Raw genomic sequence first — 21234 nt, 5'->3', positions numbered from 1 at the left:
GCCGCTCTTCTCCCGGGCCGGCTTCTCCGCGGGCGTCGGGTCGGCGGCCGGGCCGCCGCCCCGGGACCGGTCCGCGGGCGCTCCGCCGTCCGGGCCCGCCGCACGGGCGGAACGATCGGAGGGGCCCGAGCCGCCCCCGACGCCGCTTCCGGCCGCGGGCGCCGACGGCGGCGTGCCGGGGCGCGGGGTGGCGCCGGTGCGCTCCGCGTCGGAACGGCCGCCGGAGATGTCGCTCTCCGCCATCGGCGTACGCATCACGACCGGCGGGATGGGACGCGATCCGGGGATGTTGATCCGGATGCGCGTCGTCAGCGTCGTCTCGGTCTTGGGTTCCTCGGGCCGGGGCGGATCCACGGATTCCGGGTTCTCGTCAGAGCCGTCCTGCGACGGATACTGGCGGGATCCGTACGGCGGCGTACCCGACGGGTACGCGGCTCCGCCGCGACCCTGGGGCCCGGAGGACGAACTGTCAGTTTCACGACTCAAAGCAGGTTCTCCCGATTGGCTCCGCCGCCCGTACTTCCCCCATGCCGCAGGCCAGGGGACGGCTCGGCGCGCGCACCACCATACTGGCCGCCGCCGTCGGACACTCCGCGACCGGGGGAAACCTCCACCCCTGCATCACACCTGTGGGGGTCGCGGCGGACCCGGACTTGGCACTTCACGTACCGGACCGGCCGCTGCGGATGGCTGATTGCGGCACTTTGGACGTGGTGGCACAGATCACAGCGGCGGCCGTCCCGCCGAGGACGAAGAGCGCCAGGCCGAGTTCGTCGCCGAAGACGTAGTCGCCCTCCGACGTACCGCTCAGCAGAAGGAAAACCGTGACGAACCAGCCGGCCGCCGGGGCGAGCGCGCCGAGCTGGGTGCCGACCAGGATCCGGCCGCCGTAGAAGAGGCCCGCGCAGGCCACCAGCGCGATGATCAACCCGCCCGGGAACCAGGCGGCTTGGACGAGGGTTCCGGCGATCGCGACGAGTACGCCGAGCACGCCGAAGCCCAAGTAGGCGGCGATCCGGGCCGGGTTCGGACGCGAGAGAAGACCGGTGGGCTCGGGCGGCCTGGGCGGCGCGTTGCGCAGCGACGCGCGGGCGGACTGCGCGCGGTCCCGGCCCTTGCCGGTGTTCCCGCTCATTCCGTGCCTCCAGCGGCGCCCGTGGAGTCCGTACCGTTCGTACCGTCCGGCAGGCCCGCGAACAAGTCGTCCTCACGCGCGCCCTTCGGCACACCCGCCACACCCCGCACCAGTTGGTAGCACTCGGACGTCAACAGGGGCTGGCCGAGGTCGTTGGAGAGGGCGAAGAAGGGGCCGTCGACCGCGATCTGGGTGGCGTGGGCGCGCATCGCCGCCGACTTCGCCCCGGCGTACGCCGATCCGTCGATCTCCGCGGTGATCTGCTCCCCGCCGGTCACGCCCGGGACATCGCCCACAGCGGCGATGCCGGGGAAGGCGTCCGGCGCGGTGGCGCGGAGGCGGTCGAAGGCGGCCTCCAGCACGGTCCGCTCCACCCGGTTCCAGTAGATCTTGGCGATGGTGTGCGGTGCGCCGGAGCCGTACGCCGGGTCGGCGGCCAGGTCGGCGGCGCGCATCGCGACCCGGTGGGCCTGGATGTGGTCGGGGTGGCCGTAGCCGCCGTCCGGGTCGTAGGTGACCAGGACCTGGGGGCGGACCTCGCGGATCACCTCGACGAGGTGGGCCGCCGCCTCGTCGACCGGGGTGGACCAGAAGGAGCCGGGGCGGTCGTTCTGCTCGGCGCCCATCATTCCGGAGTCGCGGTAGCGGCCCGCTCCGCCGAGGAAGCGGTGGTCGCCGACGCCGAGCTCCTTCATCGCCGCGGCCAGCTCGCCGACGCGGTGGGGGCCCAGCGCGTCGTCCCGGTCGGCGGTGAGGCGGGCGAGCGAGGGCGGGATGACCTCGCCCTCCTCGCCGAGCGTGCACGTCACCAGGGTGACGTGGGCGCCCTCGGCCGCATACCTGGCCATGGTGGCGCCGTTGTTGATCGACTCGTCGTCGGGGTGCGCGTGCACGAGCAGCAGACGGCGGGCGGGGAGGTCCTTCATGGGGACCACCCTACGAGCCCGGAGCCCCCCTGTGCCCCCGCGCCCCTGCGCCCGCCACCCCTCGCCCGCCGCTCGCCGCCCGGGTCAGAACTTGATGCTGCTGATCATCCCCGCCACATTGGTCGTCAGGTCGGAGATGGTCGGTGCGATGGACGAGCTCGCGATGTAGAACCCGAGCAGCATGCAGACCACCGCGTGTCCTCCCTTCAGTCCGGATTTCCGGATCAGCAGGAAGACGATGATCGCCAGCAGCACTACCGCCGAAATCGAGAGCGCCACGGCGGTTCACCTCCATCAGTACGGTCGGGACGGGAGCACACGCGGAGTCAGCAGGTTCCTACCCACCGAGCGCTACGGATCATAACTATCCGTGCCAACGCATTGATCGGGGCACAGCAGCACGAGGGGCGCACGAACCGTGCCGCGCGGCCGAGTTCGCGGCTAGGTTCGGAGCCATGACCTCGCAGAAGCTGTCCTTTCCCCGCCAGCAAGCACGGACCCAGCGCTTCACTCTCGGCGCACCTCGCGCCTTCACCGTCTCACCGGATGAGACGCGGGTGATCTTCCTCCGGTCCGCCTCCGGAACGGACCGGACCAACCGGCTCTGGGTGCACGACCCGGCGACCGGCGAGGAGCGCGTCGCCGCCGATCCCGAAGTCCTGCTGGGCGGTTCGGCGGAGAAGCTGTCGGCGCAGGAGCGGGCCCGGCGCGAACGGACCCGGGAGGGTTCGTCGGGCATCGTCTCCTACGCGGTGGACGCGGCGGCGGAGTTGGCGGCGTTCGCCCTGTCCGGAAAGGTGTACGTGGCCGAGCTGCGGGCCGGGACCGCGCGGGCGCTGCCGGTGCCGGGCCCGGTGATCGACCCGCGCCCCTCCCCCGACGGCCGGCACATCGCGTACGTGGCCAAGGGCGCGCTGCGGGTCGTGACGGCGGGCGGCGAGGAGGACCGGGCGCTGGCCGAGCCGGAGGACTCCCATGTCACCTACGGTCTGGCCGAGTTCATCGCGGCCGAGGAGATGCACCGCCACCGGGGTTTCTGGTGGTCGCCGGAGTCGGACCGGCTGCTGGTCGCGCGGGCCGACGACAGCCCCGTACAGCGGTGGTACATCGCCGATCCGGCGCACCCGGAGCGCCGGCCGACCGAGATCGCCTACCCGGCGGCGGGCACGCCCAACGCCGAGGTGCGGCTCTTCGTCATGGACCTGGCGGGGGCCCGTACCGAAGTGGTCTGGGACCGGGCCGCGTTCCCGTACCTGGCCCAGGTGCACTGGTCGTCCGCGGGCGCCCCGCTGCTGCTGGTGCAGGCCCGTGACCAGCGCAGTCAGCGGTATCTGGCGGTGGATCCGGAGACCGGTGCGACCCGGATCGTCCATGTCGACGAGGACCCGGTGTGGCTGGATCTCTTCCCCGGGGTGCCCGCGTGGGCGCCGGACGGGCGGCTGGTGCGGATCGTGGACGAGGGCGGCGCGCGGGTGCTGGCGGTCGGGGACCGGCTGCTCACCGGGGCGCAGCTGCACGTCCAGTCGGTGCTGGACATCGGCGAGTCGGACATCCTGGTCTCGGCGGTGGCCGGTGAGGACGCGGTCGAGCCGGAGATCGGGCAGATCCATGTGTACCGGGTGAACGAGCTGGGAATCGAGCGGATTTCCGAAGGGGTGGGTGTGCACTCCGCGGTCCGCTCGGGCGGTCTCTCGGTCGTGGTCTCGGCCGTTCCCGAGGAGCCCGGGGCCGCCGCGTGGGTGGTGCGGGACGGCAAGCGGCTGACCCGGATCGCGAGCTTCGCCCAGGAGCCGGTGCTCGCCGCCCGGGTGACGCTCACCGAGGGGGGCGCACGGCGGATTCCGTGCGCCGTGCTGCTCCCCTCGGACTACCAGGAGGCGGACGGTCCCCTTCCGGTCCTGATGGACCCGTACGGCGGTCCGCACGGCCGCCGGGTGGTCGCCGCCCACAACGCGCACCTGACCTCGCAGTGGTTCGCGGACCAGGGCTTCGCGGTGGTCGTGGCGGACGGGCGGGGCGCGCCGGGCCGTTCGCCCGCCTGGGAGAAGGCCGTACGGGACAACCTCGTGCTGACCATGGAGGACCAGGTCGAGGCGTTGCACGGGCTCGCGGACCGGTTCCCGCTGGACCTGTCCCGGGTGGCGATCCGCGGCTGGTCCTTCGGCGGCTATCTGGCGGGGCTCGCGGTGCTGCGGCGGCCCGATGTGTTCCACGCGGCGGTCGTGGGGGCGCCGGTGACGGACCAGCGGCTCTACGACACCCACTACACCGAGCGCTATCTCGGCGACCCGGCCGAGCGGCCCGAGGTGTACGCGTACAACTCGCTGCTCACCGACGACGGGCTGTCCGAGCCCGCCGCCGAGGTCCGGCCGATGATGATCGTGCACGGTCTGGCCGACGACAACGTGGTGGTCGCGCACGCCCTGCGGCTGTCCTCGGCGCTGCTGGCGGCCGGCCGGCCGCACGAGGTGCTGCCGCTGAGCGGGGTGACGCACATGACTCCGCAGGAGCAGGTCGCGGAGAACCTGCTCCTGCTCCAGGTGGACTTCCTCAAGCGGTCGCTGGGGCTGACCGGAGCCTGAGCCCCGCACGCCCGGACCGCCCGGCCCGCCCCGGACCCCCCGTCACCGGCTCACCAGCGCGGCGGCGGGGAGGAGGGCGGCGGCCCGAAGCCGCCGCCCTGCGGAGGCCCGAAGCCGGGGGCGGGTGCGGGCGGGTGGCCGGGGGCCTGGGGCGGCACGCCGGGGCCGGTGGCGGGCGGGTGGCCGGGAGGCTGGACGCCCCAGGGGCCGGAGCCGCCCCACGGGCCCGGGGAGCCGCCGGAGGTCCTGGGGCTGCCCTTGAGGGCGAGGACGATGAGCACGATGGGCGCGACGACGAGCGAGAAGACGGAGCTCAGCATGTTCAGCTGCGCCTCGAATTCCATGTCGAGGAACTGCTCGTACATCTCGTAGTGGACGATGCGCACCACGCCCAGGACACCGGAGGAGAGCATGAACCCGCCCGCGATCAGGCCGAGCGGTCGTGCGTGGGCCGCCCCGGCGACCGCGCCGACGGCCGCCACCAGGAGCATCAGGATGAGCACCCCGCCGACCCAGCCGGGCGGGCCCTCGGTCAGCGGGATGTTCAGAGGCTCCCCGCCGATGAACCACGCGGGGTAGAGCTCGGACGGATAGACGAAGGGCTGCCGGATCTCCCAGCCGGCGAAGACCACCGCCTGGAAGCCGAGGAGCAGGAAGGCCGCCACCCCCGCGCCGCGGCCGGGTCCGGCGGGGCGCTGCTCGCCCTCCGGCACGGGGCTGCGGCCCGCGGCCCCGGCGACGATGAGGCCGATCGCCGCGGCGAGCACGGCGTACGTGGTGAGCAGGGCCCGGTCGCGCAGCTCCTCCGGGGCCGGGGCGTCGGCGACCATCCAGACGCCGGGCAGTCGCAGGGCGAAGGTGACGACGCCGGTGACGATCAGGACCGAAGCGGCCGAGGCGGACCGGAGTGCCGCGACGGCGGCGGCGATGTAGGCCACCAGCAGGACGAGGCTGGTGGACGAGGTGGTGGGCCGGACCGTGTCCCGGAGGTCCGCGGTGCCCGCCCAGTAGTCCCAGACCGGTCCCGGTCCGTCGGCGGCCCGGATGTCCCGCACGATCCAGGCGATGGTCAGTAGTGCCAGCACCGCGCAGAGAACGGCGCCGGTGATTCTTGCTCCCCGTGTAAGTGTCACCCGGTGATACTCCATTGCCCCGAACGGATGAACAAGGGCGCTCGCCGGGCAAGGCCGGGCGGAGGCGGCGGGCGACCGGCCGGAGCGACAAGACGACGCTCCGACCGGTCCACGGCACCCGCACGGCCGTACGTTGTTCAGCATGGAGCGTCCGTATATCGGAGTGACGACGGCTGAGTTGCCTGCCTGTTAACGGATCGGCCGACGGTGCGGAAGGTGTCCGCCCCGAGGTCGGCGTGCCGCCGGGCGATAGATTTCCGTATCGACCGACAAATCACCCGCACGGGGGAACACGTTGACCAGCAACACACGTGGGGCGCTCCGCCTCACGGCCGCTCTGACCGTATGTACGGCCGCCCTCGCCGGCTGCGGCAGCGGAGACGGCTACAACCTCACCAAGCCGCCGTATTCGGGCAGTCCGGCGTGCGGCACGCTCACCGGCAAGCTCCCCGGCGAGCTGGGCGGATACGGCATCGAGAAGTCGCAGGTGACCGGCGCCGCCGCCTGGGGGGACGGCGGCGACATCATCCTGTACTGCGGCATGCCCGAGCCCGAGGCCGGCGCCGAGTGCACCGACGAGGGCGGGGTCGGCTGGGTCGCCCAGAAGCCCGCGGACGACCGGACCGCCAAGATGTTCGCCACGCGGGGCCGCACCCCCGGCGTCCAGGTCCGGATCCGCAACGAGAGCGTCGAGGCCTCGGCCGTGCTCTCGGCCCTGGCCCCGGCCGTGAAGGAGATCGAGGCCGACCGGCCCTGCGGCGCCACGGACTGACCGCGCGACGGGAGCCGGGCTCAGGGCTGCGTAGGCGCCCCGGGCTCCGGCGGCTCGTCCGGGGAGTCCGGCCCCCCGGGTCCGGGCACGTCCTCGACCGGGCGGCCCCGGGTCGTCGTGCCCGGGGCCTCCACGTCGGGGCCCGGCGGCCGCCCCGGGACCTCCAGCTCGCCCTCCGGCGGCACCACCCGCTTCTCCTCCGCGAAGTGGCACGCGGAGTCGTGCCGGGCCGGGGTGTCGACGAGCCGGAACTCCGCGGGGACCGCCAGCAGCGGGACCTCCAGTTCGCACCGCTCCTGCGCCTTCCAGCAGCGGGTGCGGAAGCGGCAGCCCGAGGGGATGTTGGCGGGCGAGGGGACGTCGCCGTGCAGGATGATCCGTTCCCGGTGCTCGCGGGCCGTCGGGTCCGGGACGGGCACGGCGGAGAGCAGCGCCTGGGTGTACGGGTGGGTGGGGTGGTCGTAGATCTCCGCGTCGGAGCCGATCTCCACGATCCGGCCGAGGTACATCACGCCGACCCGGTCGGAGATGTGCCGGACGATCGAGAGGTCGTGGGCGATGAAGACGAAGCTGAGGCTGAATTCGGCCTGGAGCCGGTCCAGCAGGTTGACGACCTGGGCCTGTACGGAGACGTCGAGCGCGGAGACCGGTTCGTCGGCGACGATGATCTCCGGGTTGAGCGCGAGACCGCGGGCGATGCCGATGCGCTGGCGCTGGCCGCCGGAGAACTGGTGCGGATAGCGGTTGATGTACTCCGGGTTGAGGCCGACGACGTCCAGCAGGTCCTGCACCTTCTGCCGTCGGCTGCCCTTCGGGGCGACCTCGGGGTGGATCTCGTACGGCTCGCCGATGATGTCGCCGACCGTCATCCGCGGGTTCAGCGAGGTGTACGGGTCCTGGAACACCATCTGGATGTTGCGCCGCACCGCCTTCAGCGCCCGGCCGGACAGCTTGGAGATGTCCTCGCCCTTGTAGCGGATCGCACCGGCGGTGGGACGTTCCAGGTGGACGAGCATCTTGGCGACGGTCGACTTCCCGCAGCCCGACTCCCCCACGATGCCCAGCGTCTCGCCCGCGTGCAGGTCGAAGTCGACGCCGTCGACGGCCCGGACCGCGCCGATCTGCCGCTTGAAGAGGATGCCCTGGGTGAGCGGGTAGTGCTTGGCGAGGTCGCGGACCTGGAGGATCGGGTCGCCCTCCGTGTACGGCGTGACGGCGTCCTCGCGGGCCTTGGAGAGCAGCGTGGAGCCGGCCGCGCCACCGCCGGCCCCCGCACTTCCGTCGCGGTCAGCGTGCATCGAGCGTCTCCTTCCAGAAGTGGCAGGCGCTCCGGCGCTGCTCGTCCACCTCGTAGAGCGGCGGCACATCGCTGCGGCACACGTCCTGGGCCATCGGGCAGCGGGGGTTGAACGCGCAGCCCGGCGGGATGCGCGTGAGGTTGGGCGGCAGGCCCTTGATCGCGTAGAGCTCCTGGCCCTTCTGGTCCAGGCGCGGGATCGACTGGAGGAGGCCCTTGGTGTACGGGTGGGCCGGGGCCTTGTAGATCTCGTGGACGGGGGCGGTCTCGACGATGCGGCCCGCGTACATGACGGCGATCTTGTCGGCGACGTCGGCGACCACGCCGAGGTCGTGGGTGATCAGGATGAGGCCCATGTTCAGCTCGCGCTGGAGCTCGGCGAGGAGGTCCATGACCTGGGCCTGGACGGTGACGTCCAGGGCGGTGGTCGGCTCGTCGGCGATGATCAGCGACGGTTCCAGGGCCATCGCCATGGCGATCATGATGCGCTGGCGCATACCGCCGGAGAACTGGTGCGGGTAGTTGCCGACCCGTTCCTTGGCGGCCGGGATGCGGACCCGGTCCATCAGCTCGACCGACCTGGCCTTCGCGTCCTTGCGGGACATGCCGCGGTGCACGACGAACATCTCGCCGAGCTGCTCGCCGACGGTGAGGACCGGGTTCAGCGAGGAGAGGGCGTCCTGGAAGATCATGGCCATCTCCTGGCCGCGGATCTTCCGGCGCTCCTCCGGCTTGAGCTTCAGCAGGTCCTGGTCCTTGAAGAGGATCTCGCCGCCGGCGATCTTCCCGGGCGGCATGTCGAGGATGCCCATGATGGCCTGGGCGGTGACGGACTTGCCGGAGCCGGACTCGCCGAGGACGGCGAGCGTCTCGCCCTCGGCCACCGAGTAGTTGACCCCGTTGACGGCCTTGGCGACGCCTTCGCGGGTGTGGAACTCCACGTGCAGATCGCGCACTTCGAGCAACATGGCAACCGGCTCCTCAGCGCAGCTTGGGGTCGAGGGCGTCGCGCACCGCGTCGCCGAGCATGATGAACGCGAGCACGGTGATCGCCAGCGCTCCGGCGGGCCAGAGCAGCATGTGCGGGGCGTTGCGGATGTAGTTGGCGGCCGCGGAGATGTCGATGCCCCAGGAGACGGCCGGGTCCTTCAGGCCGACGCCGAGGAAGGAGAGGGTCGCCTCCAGCGAGATGTACGTGCCGAGCGCGATGGTCGCCACGACGATGACGGGCGCGATGGCGTTCGGGGTGATGTGGCGCAGCATCATGCGGGAGTTGGAGGCGCCGAGCGCGCGGGCCGCCTGGACGTAGTCGTTCTGTTTGGCGGTGATGACCGAGCCGCGGGCGATGCGGGCGATCTGCGGCCAGCCGAGCAGGACGATGAAGCCGATGACGGGCCAGACGGTGGAGCTGGTGACGACGGACAGGAAGACCAGGCCGCCGAGGACGACGGGGATGCCGAAGAAGACGTCGGTGAGGCGGGAGAGGATCGAGTCCCACCAGCCGCCGAAGAATCCGGCGAGTCCGCCGAACACGCTGCCGAGGATCGCGACACCGAGGGTGGCGCAGACGCCGACGGTCACCGAGGTCCGGGTGCCGTACACGACCCGGGTGTAGACGTCGCGGCCCTGCGGGTCGAAGCCGAAGGGGTGGCCGGGCTCGGAGCCCTTCTGGGCGTCGTCCAGGTTGGCCTGGAGGGGGTCGCCGCTCGCGATGAGCGAGGGCCAGATCGAGATGATCACCAGGAAGAGGATGACCAGCGCGGAGATGATGAAGACCGGGTTGCGCCGCAGGTCGCGCCAGGCGTCCGACCAGAGGCTGCGCGGCTTTCCGGTCGGCCCGGCGCCGTCGGGGCCGCCCGGGTTCTTCTCCAGGCTGGCGCCCTCCTCCAGGGCGAGGTCCATGGGGCCGCCGGCGCCCGCCGGGGAGATCGCTCCGTCCGATGACTGCGGCTCAGGCATAGCGGATCCTCGGGTCGAGTACGGCGTACAGGAGGTCGACGATCAGGTTGGCGGCCAGGAAGACCAGGACGAGGATCGTGACGAATCCGACGACGGTCTGGGAGTTCTGGCGCAGGATCCCCTGGTAGAGCTGGTAGCCGACCCCGTGGATGTTGAAGATCCGCTCGGTGACGATGGCCCCGCCCATCAGCGCGCCGACGTCGGTGCCGATGAAGGTGACGACGGGGATCAGCGAGTTGCGCAGCAGGTGCCGTACGACGACGCGGCGGCGGGGCAGGCCCTTGGCGACGGCGGTGCGTACGTAGTCGGCGCGGGCGTTCTCGGCGATCGAGGTCCGGGTGAGCCGGGTGACGTAGGCGAGCGAGACCGAGGCGAGGACCAGTCCGGGGACCAGCAGTTCGTCGAAGGTGGGGTCCGCGGAGACCGAGGGCTTGATGATGCCCCACTTGACGCCCAGGAGGAGCTGGAGCAGCAGACCGGTGACGAAGGTCGGGACGGCGATGACGACCAGCGTCAGGATGAGGACGGTGGTGTCGACGGGGCGGCCGCGCCGCAGGCCGGTGACGACGCCGAGGCTGATGCCGATGACGACCTCGAAGACGATCGCGACGATGGTGAGCCGGATCGTGATGGGGAAGGCCGTGGCCATCAGCTCGGTGACCTTCTGCCCGTTGAACGCGGTGCCGAAGTCGCCGGTGAACACGTTGCCCATGTACGTGAGGTATTGCTGCCAGACCGGCTTGTCGAGGCCGAACTCGGAGCGCAGCTGGGCGGCGGTGGCCGGGTCGCACTGGCGGTCGCCGCAGAGGCCCGCGATGGGGTCGCCCATCACGTTCACCATGAGGAAGATCAACAGCGTGGTGCCGAAGAAGACGGGGATCATCTGCAGCAGCCGCCGGATCACATAACGTCCCATGAGGGGCTCCGGGGGTCGGTTCGAGCAGTACCGGGGACGGGGTGCGCGGACGGCCGGGGCGCTGGTGGTTCGGGCGTCCCGGCCGTCCGCTTCGCTCAGCGCGTCACTTGACGGTGATCTCTTCGTAGACCGGGACGCTGAAGGGGTTCAGCGCGACGTTGTCGACCCGGTCCGAGTAGCCGGCGCTGCCGTTCTGGTACCAGAGCGGGATGACCGGCATCTCGGTGACGAGGATCTTCTCCGCGTCCTGGAAGGTGGTGACAGCCTTCGCCTTGTCGCTCTCGGCGTTGGCCTTGTCGACCAGGTCGTCGAACTGCTCGTTGCTCCACTTGCCGTCGTTGGACGGGGCGTTGGTGTAGTAGAGCGGCTGGAGGAAGTTCTGGATCAGCGGGTAGTCCATCTGCCAGCCCGCGCGCCAGGCGCTGGTGAGCTTCTGCGTGGAGACCTGGGCGCGGAAGTCGGCGAAGGTGCCGACGGGGCCGCCGACGCAGGCCTTGTTGTTGCCCATGACGTTGTTGATGCTGTTGCAGACGGCGTCGACCCATTCCTTGTGGGAGCCGGTGTCCGCGTTGTAGGAGATCTTCAGCTGGCCGCCGGGGATGCCGCCGCCCTCGTCGATCAGCTTCTTGGCCGCGGCCTTGTCGTACGTGCACTCCTTGCCGCAGAGCCCTTCCTTGAAGCCGCCGTCCTCGCCGAGGACCGGGGAGGTCCAGTCGGATGCGGGGGTGCGGGTCTTCTGGAAGATCTGGTCGGTGATCTGCGGCCGGTTGATCGCCATCGACAGGCCCTGGCGGACCTTGCGCGCGTCGTCGGTGTCCCACTTCTCGTCGAAGAAGGGGAAGGCCAGGGTCTGGATGATGCCGGCGGGGGTGTTGATGTACCGGTCGCCGAGGTCCGCCTCGACGTTGCGGAGCTGGGAGGCCGGCACGTCGTCGACGAGGTCGAGGTTGCCCGAGGTCAGGTCGGTGTAGGCGGTGTTGTTGTCGGTGAAGACCTTCAGGTCGACGCCGCCGTTCTTCGCCTTGTCGTCGCCCGGGTAGTCGTCCCACTTGCGCAGGTTCATCGAGGAGCCCTTGGCGTACGACTCGATGGTGTACGGGCCGTTCCCGACGGGCTTGGAGAGCCAGGCGTCGTGGTCGTCGTAGAACGCCTTGGGCAGCGGGACGAAGGCGGAGTAGCCGAGGGTGTCGGGCCACAGGGAGAACTTCTGGGTGAGCTTGGTGGTGAAGGTCAGGTCGTCGACGACCTTCAGGCCGGACAGGGTCTCGGCGGAGGCGGATCCGGACTCCGGGTGGACCTTGTCGTAGCCCTCGATGTACTGGAAGAAGTAGGCGTTCTTCTGGTTGTTCTTCAGCGCGGCGCCGTAGTTCCAGGCGTCGACGAAGGACTTGGCGGTGACCTTCTCGCCGTTGGAGAACGTCCAGCCGTCCTTGAGCTTGATCGTGAAGTTCTGGGAGTCCGTCGAGTCGATGGACTCGGCGACCATGTTCTTGGCCTCGCCGGTCTTCGGGTCGTAGCGGATCAGTCCGCGGAAGACCATGTCGAGGACCTTGCCGCCCTGGACCTCGTTGGTGTTGGCGGGCTCCAGCGGGTTCTGCGGGTCTCCCCAGGAGGAGCTGACGATGCCGTCGGCGCCGCCGCTGCCGCCGCCGTCGTCACCGCCGCCGCCGCAGGCCGTCGCTGCCAGGGCGACGGCCACCGCACATGCGGCCCACCTGACCTGTGTGGCTCCGCGCATGAAGTGCCTCCTAGAGTCATCGAGTAGCTCAATGCCTCATATCACCCCATAACGCCACGTACCGCATGCGGGCTTACCCCGTACGGGCAGGGGCGGGCGCGGACGCGACGATGCCCGGTCCCCCGAGGGGAACCGGGCATCGGCCGGTCAGGAACCGAATACGGTCACGCCGCGTGCACGACGTCCCGCTCCTCGGCGAAGTGACACGCCGACTCGTGCGAGGCCGGGGTGGCCCCCGCCACGAAGCGCTCGGGGATCGCCAGCAGGGGCTCCTCCGTCGCGCAGCGCTCCTCCGCCTTCCAGCACCGGGTGCGGAAGCGGCAGCCCGAGGGCGGGTTCGCCGGTGACGGAACGTCACCGGTGAGGATGATCCGGTCGCGTCCCTCCCGGGCCGCCGGGTCGGGGACCGGGACCGCCGACAGCAGCGCCTGGGTGTAGGGGTGCGTCGGGTGGTCGTAGATCTGCGTGTCCGTGCCGATCTCGGCCATCTTGCCGAGGTACATCACGCCGACCCGGTCGGAGATGTGCCGGACGATGGACAGGTCGTGCGCGATGAAGAGGTAGGACAGGTTGAACTCGTCCTGGAGCTTCTCCATCAGGTTGATGACCTGGGCCTGCACCGACACGTCGAGTGCGGAGACCGGCTCGTCGCAGATGATGATCTCCGGGTTGAGCGCGAGGCCGCGGGCGATGCCGATGCGCTGGCGCTGACCGCCGGAGAACTGGTGCGGGTACCGGTTGATGTACTCCGGGTTCAGGCCCACGACGTCCAGGAGCTCCTGGACCCGGCGGCGCCGGTCGCCCTTCGGGGCCACCTCGGGGTGGATCTCGAAGGTCTCCCCGATGATGTCGCCGACCGTCATGCGCGGGTTCAGCGAGGTGTAGGGGTCCTGGAACACCATCTGGATGTTGCGGCGGACGGCCTTCAGCGCCCGGCCGGACAGCTTGGTGATGTCCTGGCCCTTGTAGAAGACCTCGCCGGCGGTGGCCCGCTCCAGGGTCATCAGGAGCTTGGCGACCGTGGACTTGCCACAGCCGGACTCGCCCACGATGCCCAGGGTCTCACCGGCGTACAGGTCGAAGGAGATCCCGTCGACGGCCTTGACCGCGCCGATCTGCTTCTTGAAGAGAATGCCCTGCGTCAGCGGGAAGTGCTTGACGAGGTTCCGCACCTGGAGGATCGGCTCGCCCTGGCTGACGGGCGCGTCGATGGCGGCTACGGCCTCCGCCTCGGTCGCGGCGTCCACGGTCTCCACGTCGGAGACGTTCGGGGTGGCGTCCACGGGCTCCTTCTTGAGCTCAGCCATGGATCGTCTCCTTCCAGAAGTGGCACGCGCTGCCGCGGCCGACCAGCTCGAGGCCGTCCCGCTCGGTCACCGGGGCGAGCGGCGGGATGTCCGTACGGCAGATGTCCTGTGCCTTGGGGCAGCGCGGGCTGAAGGCACAGCCCGCGGGGATGCGCGTGAGGTTGGGCGGCAGACCCTTGATCGCGTAGAGCTCCTGGCCCTTCTGGTCCAGGCGCGGGATCGAGTCCAGCAGACCCTTGGTGTACGGGTGGGCCGGGCGGCTGTACAGCTCGCCGACCGGGGCCGTCTCCACGATCCGGCCCGCGTACATCACGGCGATCTTGTCCGCGACGTCGGCGACGACGCCGAGGTCGTGGGTGATCAGGATCAGACCCATGTTGTACTCGCGCTGCAGCTCGGCCAGCAGGTCCATGACCTGGGCCTGCACCGTCACGTCGAGCGCGGTGGTCGGCTCGTCCGCGATGATCAGGTCCGGCTCCAGGGCCAGCGCCATGGCGATCATGATGCGCTGGCGCATACCGCCGGAGAACTGGTGCGGGAAGTCCGCGATACGGGCCGCCGCCGCCGGGATCTTGACCTGGTCCATCAGCTCGATGGACTTGGCCTTGGCCGCCTTCTTGGAGAGGCCCTGGTGCACCCGGAACATCTCGCCGAGCTGGTAGCCGACGGAGAGGACCGGGTTCAGCGAGGACAGCGCGTCCTGGAAGATCATCGCGATCTTGCGGCCGCGGATCTTCCGGCGCTCCTCGTTGGACATCTTCAGCATGTCCTGGCCGCGGAAGAGGATCTCGCCCTGCGTGATCTTCCCGGGCGGCATGTCGAGGATGCCCATGATGGTCTGCGCGGTCACGGACTTGCCGGAACCGGACTCGCCGAGCACCGCGAGCGTCTCGCCGGCGCTGACGGTGTAGTTCACACCGTTGACCGCCTTGGCCACACCGTCGCGGGTGTGGAACTCCACGTGCAGGTCGCGGACGTCGAGCAGTGGACCGTCGCCACTCACGGACTCCCGCGGTGCGGGGACGTGAGCCGTCTTGTCGATGGTGGTCACGAACGCCTCCCTCAGCGCATCTTGGGGTCGAGGGCGTTGCGGACCGCATCGCCGAACATCAGGAAGGACAGCACCGTGATCGAGACCATCACCGAGGGGATGACCAGGACGTACGGAGCATTGCGGAGCTGGTCCTTCGCAGCGGACACATCGATGCCCCACGAGACCGTCGGCTCGGCGAGGCCGATACCGAGGAACGACAGGGTGGCCTCGGCGGCGATGTAACCGCCGAGCGCGATGGTGGCGACCACGATCACCGGAGCGATGGCGTTCGGCAGGATGTGCCGCGTCAGGATCCGGGTGGTGGAGGCGCCGAGCGCCTTGGCGGCGACCACGTAGTCGGACTGCTTGATCGTGATGACCGAGCCACGGGCGACACGGGCGATCGAGGTCCAGCCGAGGAAGGCCATCGACAGGATGACGACCCAGACCGAGCGCTCCTCGAAGCTGGTCAGGATGACCATGGCGCCGACGATGAAGGGAACGCCGAAGAAGACGTCGGTGATACGGGACAGGATCGTGTCGATCCAGCCGCCGAAGTAACCGGCGATCATGCCGATCGCCAGGCCGGTGATGGTGACCGCGAGGGTCACGACCACGCCGACGGTGATGGAGGCACGGGCCCCGTACACGAGACGCGCGTAGATGGAGCGCCCCTGGACGTCGTAACCGAGCCAGTCGGGGGCGAAGAAGTTGCCCCACTTCGGGTGCTGGAGGTAGTGCTCGGCCAGGTTGGCGTCCCGCGGCGAGGCGCTGGTGAACAGGCCCGGGAAGATCGCCATGACGGTGAGCAGCAGGATCAGCACCATCGAGATGAGGAAGAGCGGGTTGCGGCGCAGGTCGTGCCAGGCGTCCGACCAGAGGCTGCGCGGCTTGCCGGGCGCGGGCCCGGCGTCCGTCGCGGGCGGCGCGTCGACGGCCGTGGCCGGAGCGTCGGTGCTCTTGAGTGCGGTGGTGTCAGGCATACCGGATCCTCGGGTCCAGGACCGCGTAGAGCAGGTCGACGAGCAGGCTGCAGACGAGATAGACGACGACGAGCAGCGTCACGACGCCGACGACGGTGGCGCCCTCGCGCTTGCCGAGAGCCTCGAAGACGAGCGATCCGACGCCCTTGATGTTGAAGATGCCCTCGGTCACGATCGCGCCGCCCATCAGGGAGCCGATGTCGGTGCCGAGGAAGGTGACGACCGGGATGAGCGAGTTGCGCATCAGGTGGACGCCGACGATGCGGCGACGCGGCAGGCCCTTGGCGACGGCCGTACGCATGTAGTCGGCGCGCATGTTCTCGGCGACCGAGGTACGGGTGAGGCGAGCGACGTAGGCGAGTGACAGCGACGCCAGCACGATGGCCGGCATGATCAGCTCGGTGTTGGTCGGCTCGATGCTCACGTTCGGCTTGGCGATGCCGAGCTGGAACGCGAAGAAGTACTGGACGAGGAAGCCCAGCACGAAGGACGGCATGGAGATCAGCACCAGCGTCAGGCCGAGCAGACCGCGGTCCCGGATGGACTCGGCCTTGAGGCCCGCGACGATGCCGAGCGAGATCCCGGCGACGACCGTGAAGACGAAGGCGAAGATCGCCAGTCTGACGGTGATCGGGTAGGCGTCGGCGATGACTTCGGCGACCGGACGCTGCGTCCCGATCTGATTGCCGAGGTCGCCCTGGAACAGATTGCCCAGGTAGTTCAAATACTGCTGCCAGATCGGCTGGTCCAGACCCAGACTCGCCTTCATCGACGCGATCTGCGCAGCGTCTACGTGCTGTTCACCGGCAAGAGCTCTGACGGGGTCGCCGGGCAGTGCGTACATCATCAGGAAGACCAGCAGGGTCGACCCGATGAAGACCGGGATCATCTGGAGCAGTCGTCGTGCGACATAGCGCCCCATGGGTGCCTCCGTGTGGGGATAACTGCGGCGCGGGGGCCGCCTCTTCGCAGAGACGACCCCCGCGCCTCCGACCGTGCTGAGGGGCAGCACGGGCGGATGACGGCCAGTTGGGGAATGACCCGCAGGCGTTACTTGGTGGTGACGCCGGTCAGTTCGAGGTCACCGTGGAAGTCGACCTTGACGTTGTCGACGTTCTTGCCGTGGCCGCCGTTGATGGCGTAGTACCAGAGCGGGATGGCGGGCATCTTGTCCACCAGGGCCTTCTCGACCTCCTGGTAGGCGGCGACGGAGGCCTCGAGCGAGTCGGCCTTGTCACCCTTCGCCATCAGCTCGTCGATCTCCTTGTCGGCGAACCGACCGTTGTTCGACTCCGCCTTGGAGTGGTACAGCTCCTTGAGGAAGTTCACGTTGACGGGGTAGTCGGCCACCCAGCCACCGCGGTAGAAGCCCTTGACCTCGTTGTTGTCACGCGCTTCGAGGTCGGTCGGGAAGTCCGGCTTGGCGTCGCCCACGCACTCGACCCCGGTGGCGTTGCGGATGGACTCGCAGACAGCGGTCACCCACTCCTTGTGCCCACCGTCGGCGTTGTACTGGATGGAGATCTTGTTCTCCGGGACACCGCCGCCGGCCTTGATGAGCTCCTTGGCCTTGGCCGGGTTGAACTTCAGGATGTCCGAGTCGAGCGTCTGGTTGCCCTTGACCTGCGGGGGCGTGAAGCTCGTCGCCGGGATGCGCGTGCCGTTCAGGACGGTCTTCGTGATGGTCTCACGGTCGATCGCCATGGACAGACCCTGGAGGACCTTGGGGTCGATGTCCTTGAACGTCTTCGAGTAGAACGCCGGGTTCAGCGACTGGATGGCCGCGTACGGCTGGTCGATCGCGCCGTCGCCGAGGTCCGTCTTGTACTTCGGGAGGTCACGCGGGCCGACCTGACGGATCATGTCCAGGTTGCCGGAGATGACGTCCGCGTAGGCCGCCTCGACGGTCGAGTAGTTCTTGAACTGGATGCCCTTGTTGGCAGCCTTGTTCGGGCCCTGGTACTCGGGCCAGGCCTTGACCTGGATGAGCTTCTTGTGGGTCCACTTCTCGAACGTGTACGGGCCGTTGCCGATCGGCTTCTGGCCGAACGCCTTCGGGTCGTCGTAGAAGACCTTGGGCAGCGGCGCGAACGTCGCGTAGCCGAGCTTGTAGTTGAAGTACGGGACCTTGTTGTTCAGCTCGATCGTGAACGTGGTGTCGTCCACGGCCTTCAGGCCGGACATCTCCTTGCCCTTGGGCGCACCCTTCTCGGGGTGGACGTCCTCGTAGCCCTTGATGTCGGAGAACCAGAACGCGTTCTGCTGCTTGTTCTCGACGTTGGCGTACCAGTTCCACGCGTCGATGTACGACTGCGCGGTCACGGCCTCACCGTTGTGGAACTTCCAGCCGGACTTGAGCTTGACGGTCCACGTCTTGGAGTCCTCGGTCTCGACGGACTCGGCGTTCGTGAGAACGATCTCGCCCTTGTCGTCGAAGTCCAGCAGCTGGGTGAACAGCGACTGGATGACGTAGGAGCCGTTGCTCTCGTTCGTGTCGGCCGGCATCAGAGGCTTCTGGGGCTCGCCGACGTCGATCGAGACGTACCCGGCGGGCTGGCCCGACGTGTTCTTCTTGCCTCCGTCACCACTGTCGCTACCACCACAGGCAGTCGCGGCCAGGGCGATGATTGCCGCTCCCGCGACCCACTTGGCGCTCTTGGCACCGCGCATGGGTTTCCTCCTCATGAGTCCACTTTTGACTACAAGAAGGGCACTGGAGAGATTCACCGACACCCCTGACGGTGATCGTTCAGTGCCCCGAGTGTGCTCGTGAGTCGGCACTCCCCACAGTGCGTGACCCATTGACCCGAGCTCAATGGAGCCAACTATTGAGTACGGCCGGGCTGTAAACCACACTTAAAGGGTCTCGGTTTGACAACATCAGACCCTCTCGTGTGCCCGAAATCCGGACAAAGCGATCCCAGACAGACACGCCCGAAACGGACTGTTAACACATGTTCCGGAGAGCGACCCCCGATATCCGGACACCACGGTCAGGAAAAGCGATTGACGAAGGCCCGGCCCACCACAGTGTCCGTGGTGGGCCGGGCCTTCTGTCAATGCCTGTGCTGACGGACCGTCCGACGCGATTCCCGAGGGTGCGGCGGGCCTCCGCATACGGAGCGTACGGCTCCGGGACTCCTGGAGCCGCACACAGGACCGCCCGGAAGCCGACAGGGGCGTCCGGGCGGTCCTCAGGGCCTGTTGGGGCCGGGTGGGGCGGGGATCAGCCGTGCTTGGCGCGCGAGGCCGTGCGGCCGCGCTGCTTGGCGTCCAGGACGACCTTGCGGATACGCACGGTCTCCGGGGTCACCTCGATGCACTCGTCCTCGCGGCAGAACTCCAGGGACTGCTCCAGCGACAGCTTGCGGGCCGGAACCACGTTCTCCGTGGTGTCCGCGGAGGCCGCACGCATGTTGGTGAGCTTCTTCTCCTTGGTGATGTTCACGTCCATGTCGTCGGCGCGGGAGTTCTCGCCGACGATCATGCCCTCGTAGACCTCGGTGCCGGCCTCGGTGAAGATGACACCGCGCTCCTGGAGGTTGACCATCGCGAACGGCGTGACCGAACCCGAACGGTCCGCCACCAGCGAGCCGTTGTGACGGGTGCGCAGCTCGCCGAACCACGGCTCGTGGCCCTCGAAGATGGAGTGCGCGATGCCGGTGCCGCGGGTCTGCGTCAGGAACTCCGTACGGAAGCCGATGAGGCCGCGGGACGGAACGATCCACTCCATGCGGACCCAGCCGGAGCCGTGGTTCGTCATGGTCTCCATGCGGCCCTTGCGGGTCGCCATGAGCTGCGTGATGGCGCCGAGGTGCTCCTCGGGCGAGTCGATCGTCATGCGCTCGATCGGCTCGTGGGTCTTGCCGTCGATCTGCTTGGTGACGACCTCGGGCTTGCCGACGGTCAGCTCGAAGCCCTCGCGGCGCATCTGCTCGACCAGGATGGCGAGCGCGAGCTCACCACGGCCCTGGACCTCCCAGGCGTCGGGGCGCTCGGTGTCCAGGACGCGGAGCGAGACGTTACCGATCAGCTCGCGGTCCAGGCGGTCCTTCACCTGGCGGGCGGTGACCTTGTGGCCCTTGCCGCCCTTGCCGACGAGCGGCGAGGTGTTGGTGCCGATGGTCATCGAGATGGCCGGCTCGTCGACCGTGATCAGCGGGAGCGCGATCGGGTTCTCGGGGTCGGCCAGGGTCTCGCCGATCATGATGTCCGGGAATCCGGCGACGGCGCAGATGTCGCCCGGGCCCGCCACCTCGGCCGGCTTGCGGGTGAGCGCCTCGGTCATCATCAGCTCGGTGATGCGGACGTTGGACATGGTGCCGTCACGCTTGATCCAGGTGACGGTCTGGCCCTTGCGCAGCTCGCCCTGCTCGACGCGGCAGAGCGCGATACGGCCGAGGAAGTTGTCGGCGTCCAGGTTGGTGACGTGGGCCTGGAGCGGCGCCTCCGCGTCGAACTCCGGGGCCGGGACGTGCGACAGGATCGTGGAGAAGAACGGCTCCAGGTTCTCGCTGTCCGCCGGGACGGTGCCGTCCTCGGGCTTGGTCAGCGAGGCGACGCCGTCACGGGCGCAGGCGTAGACGATCGGGAACTCGATCTGGTCCTCGTCCGCGTCGAGGTCCAGGAACAGGTCGTACGTCTCGTCGACGACCTCGGCGATCCGGGAGTCGGGGCGGTCCGTCTTGTTGATGCACAGGATGACCGGCATCTTCGCGGCCAGCGCCTTGCGCAGCACGAAGCGGGTCTGGGGCAGCGGGCCCTCGGAGGCGTCGACGAGCAGCACGACCGCGTCCACCATCGACAGACCGCGCTCGACCTCGCCGCCGAAGTCGGCGTGGCCGGGGGTGTCGATGATGTTGATCGTGATCGGGTCCCCGCCGTCCTTGGGGTGATACTTCACCGCCGTGTTCTTGGCGAGGATCGTGATGCCCTTCTCACGCTCCAGGTCGTTCGAGTCCATCATGCGGTCGTCGAGGTGCTCGGCGGCGTGGGCGGCGAACGCTCCGGCCTGCTTGAGCATGGCGTCGACCAGCGTGGTCTTGCCGTGGTCGACGTGGGCGACGATGGCTACGTTACGGATGTCGTGGCGCGTGGGCATGGGTGGCTTGCGCTTCTCTCGGATCGTGGGATCAGGCGTCTCAGTCGGTCTTCGAGTCCTCGTACGCCCGCCGGGCGGCACGCCACGGCTCGTCCCATCGTACGGGCCTTGGGCCCGCCGGGCTTCCCGGGCCGATCCGCAGAGGCGGTCTTCCCGTGTGATTCAGGCGATATTCAGCCGCTGTCAAGGGCCTGGCTCCGTGCCGAGCCATGGAGACGGCCGGATTCGGGCGGAGCTGTGGCTGAGCTATGGCGGGGCCATGGCGAGGCCATGTGGGGGGGTGAGGAGCGGTGAAGCGATGGAACGGCCCGGGTCAGGGCAGAAACCACACTGCCCGCCGGGGGAACCGGCG

The 21234-nt window shown here is 69.3% G+C and carries 17 protein-coding genes and 1 pseudogene; 2 read left to right on the top strand and 16 right to left on the bottom strand.

What is annotated here, in order from left to right:
• The 4 genes and pseudogenes from G3I54_RS30080 to G3I54_RS30060 all read right to left on the bottom strand — a co-directional run.
• Window positions 1-486, bottom strand: a pseudogene (locus tag G3I54_RS30080) (hypothetical protein); the annotation flags it as partial.
• A gap of 175 nt (window positions 487-661) precedes the next feature.
• Window positions 662-1135, bottom strand: coding sequence for a DUF6113 family protein (locus tag G3I54_RS30070; protein ID WP_164619099.1), 474 nt, complete (start codon window positions 1133-1135; stop codon window positions 662-664).
• On the bottom strand, window positions 1132-2061 hold the full coding sequence (gene mshB, locus G3I54_RS30065) for an N-acetyl-1-D-myo-inositol-2-amino-2-deoxy-alpha-D-glucopyranoside deacetylase (RefSeq protein WP_164619097.1): 930 nt from the start codon (window positions 2059-2061) through the stop codon (window positions 1132-1134). Before mshB ends, G3I54_RS30070 begins: the two co-directional genes overlap by 4 nt.
• An 84-nt stretch (window positions 2062-2145) precedes the next feature.
• Complete coding sequence (locus G3I54_RS30060) at window positions 2146-2340, bottom strand: hypothetical protein (protein WP_010063247.1); 195 nt, start codon at window positions 2338-2340, stop codon at window positions 2146-2148.
• A 176-nt stretch (window positions 2341-2516) separates the two neighbouring features.
• Here G3I54_RS30060 and G3I54_RS30055 point away from each other — a divergent pair, with 176 nt between their 5' ends.
• On the top strand, window positions 2517-4643 hold the full coding sequence (locus G3I54_RS30055; protein WP_164619094.1) for a prolyl oligopeptidase family serine peptidase: 2127 nt from the start codon (window positions 2517-2519) through the stop codon (window positions 4641-4643).
• Between the two features lie 50 nt (window positions 4644-4693).
• On the opposite strand, the gene G3I54_RS30050 is transcribed toward G3I54_RS30055, so the two are convergent.
• A complete protein-coding gene (locus G3I54_RS30050) occupies window positions 4694-5728 on the bottom strand; it encodes a hypothetical protein (RefSeq protein ID WP_164619092.1) in 1035 nt (344 codons plus the stop codon).
• 343 nt (window positions 5729-6071) lie between these two features.
• Here G3I54_RS30050 and G3I54_RS30045 point away from each other — a divergent pair, with 343 nt between their 5' ends.
• On the top strand, window positions 6072-6548 hold the full coding sequence (locus G3I54_RS30045; RefSeq protein ID WP_164619090.1) for a DUF3515 family protein: 477 nt from the start codon (window positions 6072-6074) through the stop codon (window positions 6546-6548).
• A gap of 20 nt (window positions 6549-6568) precedes the next feature.
• Here the strand turns inward: G3I54_RS30045 and G3I54_RS30040 are convergent, their stop codons facing one another.
• The 11 genes from G3I54_RS30040 to typA form a co-directional block, all read right to left on the bottom strand.
• Window positions 6569-7846 (bottom strand): dipeptide ABC transporter ATP-binding protein, encoded by a 1278-nt coding sequence (locus G3I54_RS30040; protein ID WP_164619088.1) that lies wholly within the window; start codon window positions 7844-7846, stop codon window positions 6569-6571.
• Window positions 7836-8813, bottom strand: a complete 978-nt coding sequence (locus G3I54_RS30035; RefSeq protein WP_164619086.1) for an ABC transporter ATP-binding protein — start codon at window positions 8811-8813, stop codon at window positions 7836-7838. The genes G3I54_RS30040 and G3I54_RS30035 overlap by 11 nt, the downstream gene beginning before the upstream one ends.
• A gap of 13 nt (window positions 8814-8826) precedes the next feature.
• Window positions 8827-9804, bottom strand: a complete 978-nt coding sequence (locus G3I54_RS30030) for an ABC transporter permease (protein WP_164619084.1) — start codon at window positions 9802-9804, stop codon at window positions 8827-8829.
• Complete coding sequence (locus tag G3I54_RS30025) at window positions 9797-10720, bottom strand: ABC transporter permease (protein ID WP_164619082.1); 924 nt, start codon at window positions 10718-10720, stop codon at window positions 9797-9799. The genes G3I54_RS30030 and G3I54_RS30025 overlap by 8 nt, the downstream gene beginning before the upstream one ends.
• A gap of 103 nt (window positions 10721-10823) precedes the next feature.
• Entirely contained in the window at window positions 10824-12458 is a 1635-nt protein-coding gene (locus tag G3I54_RS30020) for an ABC transporter substrate-binding protein (protein WP_164619080.1), read from the bottom strand.
• A 164-nt stretch (window positions 12459-12622) separates the two neighbouring features.
• Window positions 12623-13765 carry a dipeptide ABC transporter ATP-binding protein gene (locus G3I54_RS30015; protein WP_164619078.1) on the bottom strand — a complete coding sequence of 381 codons (1143 nt, stop codon included), beginning with the start codon at window positions 13763-13765 and terminating at the stop codon, window positions 12623-12625.
• Window positions 13758-14816: an ABC transporter ATP-binding protein gene (locus G3I54_RS30010; protein ID WP_164619076.1), complete on the bottom strand. Its 1059-nt coding sequence runs from the start codon at window positions 14814-14816 to the stop codon at window positions 13758-13760. The genes G3I54_RS30015 and G3I54_RS30010 overlap by 8 nt, the downstream gene beginning before the upstream one ends.
• A gap of 11 nt (window positions 14817-14827) precedes the next feature.
• The gene (locus tag G3I54_RS30005; protein ID WP_164619074.1) at window positions 14828-15781 is read right to left on the bottom strand and encodes an ABC transporter permease; all 954 of its coding nucleotides are present in this window, start codon (window positions 15779-15781) and stop codon (window positions 14828-14830) included.
• Window positions 15774-16703, bottom strand: coding sequence for an ABC transporter permease (locus tag G3I54_RS30000; RefSeq protein WP_164619072.1), 930 nt, complete (start codon window positions 16701-16703; stop codon window positions 15774-15776). Before G3I54_RS30000 ends, G3I54_RS30005 begins: the two co-directional genes overlap by 8 nt.
• Window positions 16704-16831: 128 nt before the next feature.
• Window positions 16832-18451, bottom strand: a complete 1620-nt coding sequence (locus G3I54_RS29995; RefSeq protein ID WP_164619070.1) for an ABC transporter substrate-binding protein — start codon at window positions 18449-18451, stop codon at window positions 16832-16834.
• Between the two features lie 556 nt (window positions 18452-19007).
• Window positions 19008-20882 (bottom strand): translational GTPase TypA, encoded by a 1875-nt coding sequence (gene typA / locus G3I54_RS29990; protein WP_164619068.1) that lies wholly within the window; start codon window positions 20880-20882, stop codon window positions 19008-19010.
• Window positions 20883-21234 lie beyond the last annotated feature (352 nt).

The organism is Streptomyces sp. SID14515 (genome assembly GCF_010548505.1).
GTDB classification, from domain to species: domain Bacteria; phylum Actinomycetota; class Actinomycetes; order Streptomycetales; family Streptomycetaceae; genus Streptomyces; species Streptomyces caviscabies.
The sequence above is the reverse complement of the archived record's forward strand: the minus strand, read 5'-3'. Positions and strand labels throughout refer to the sequence as shown.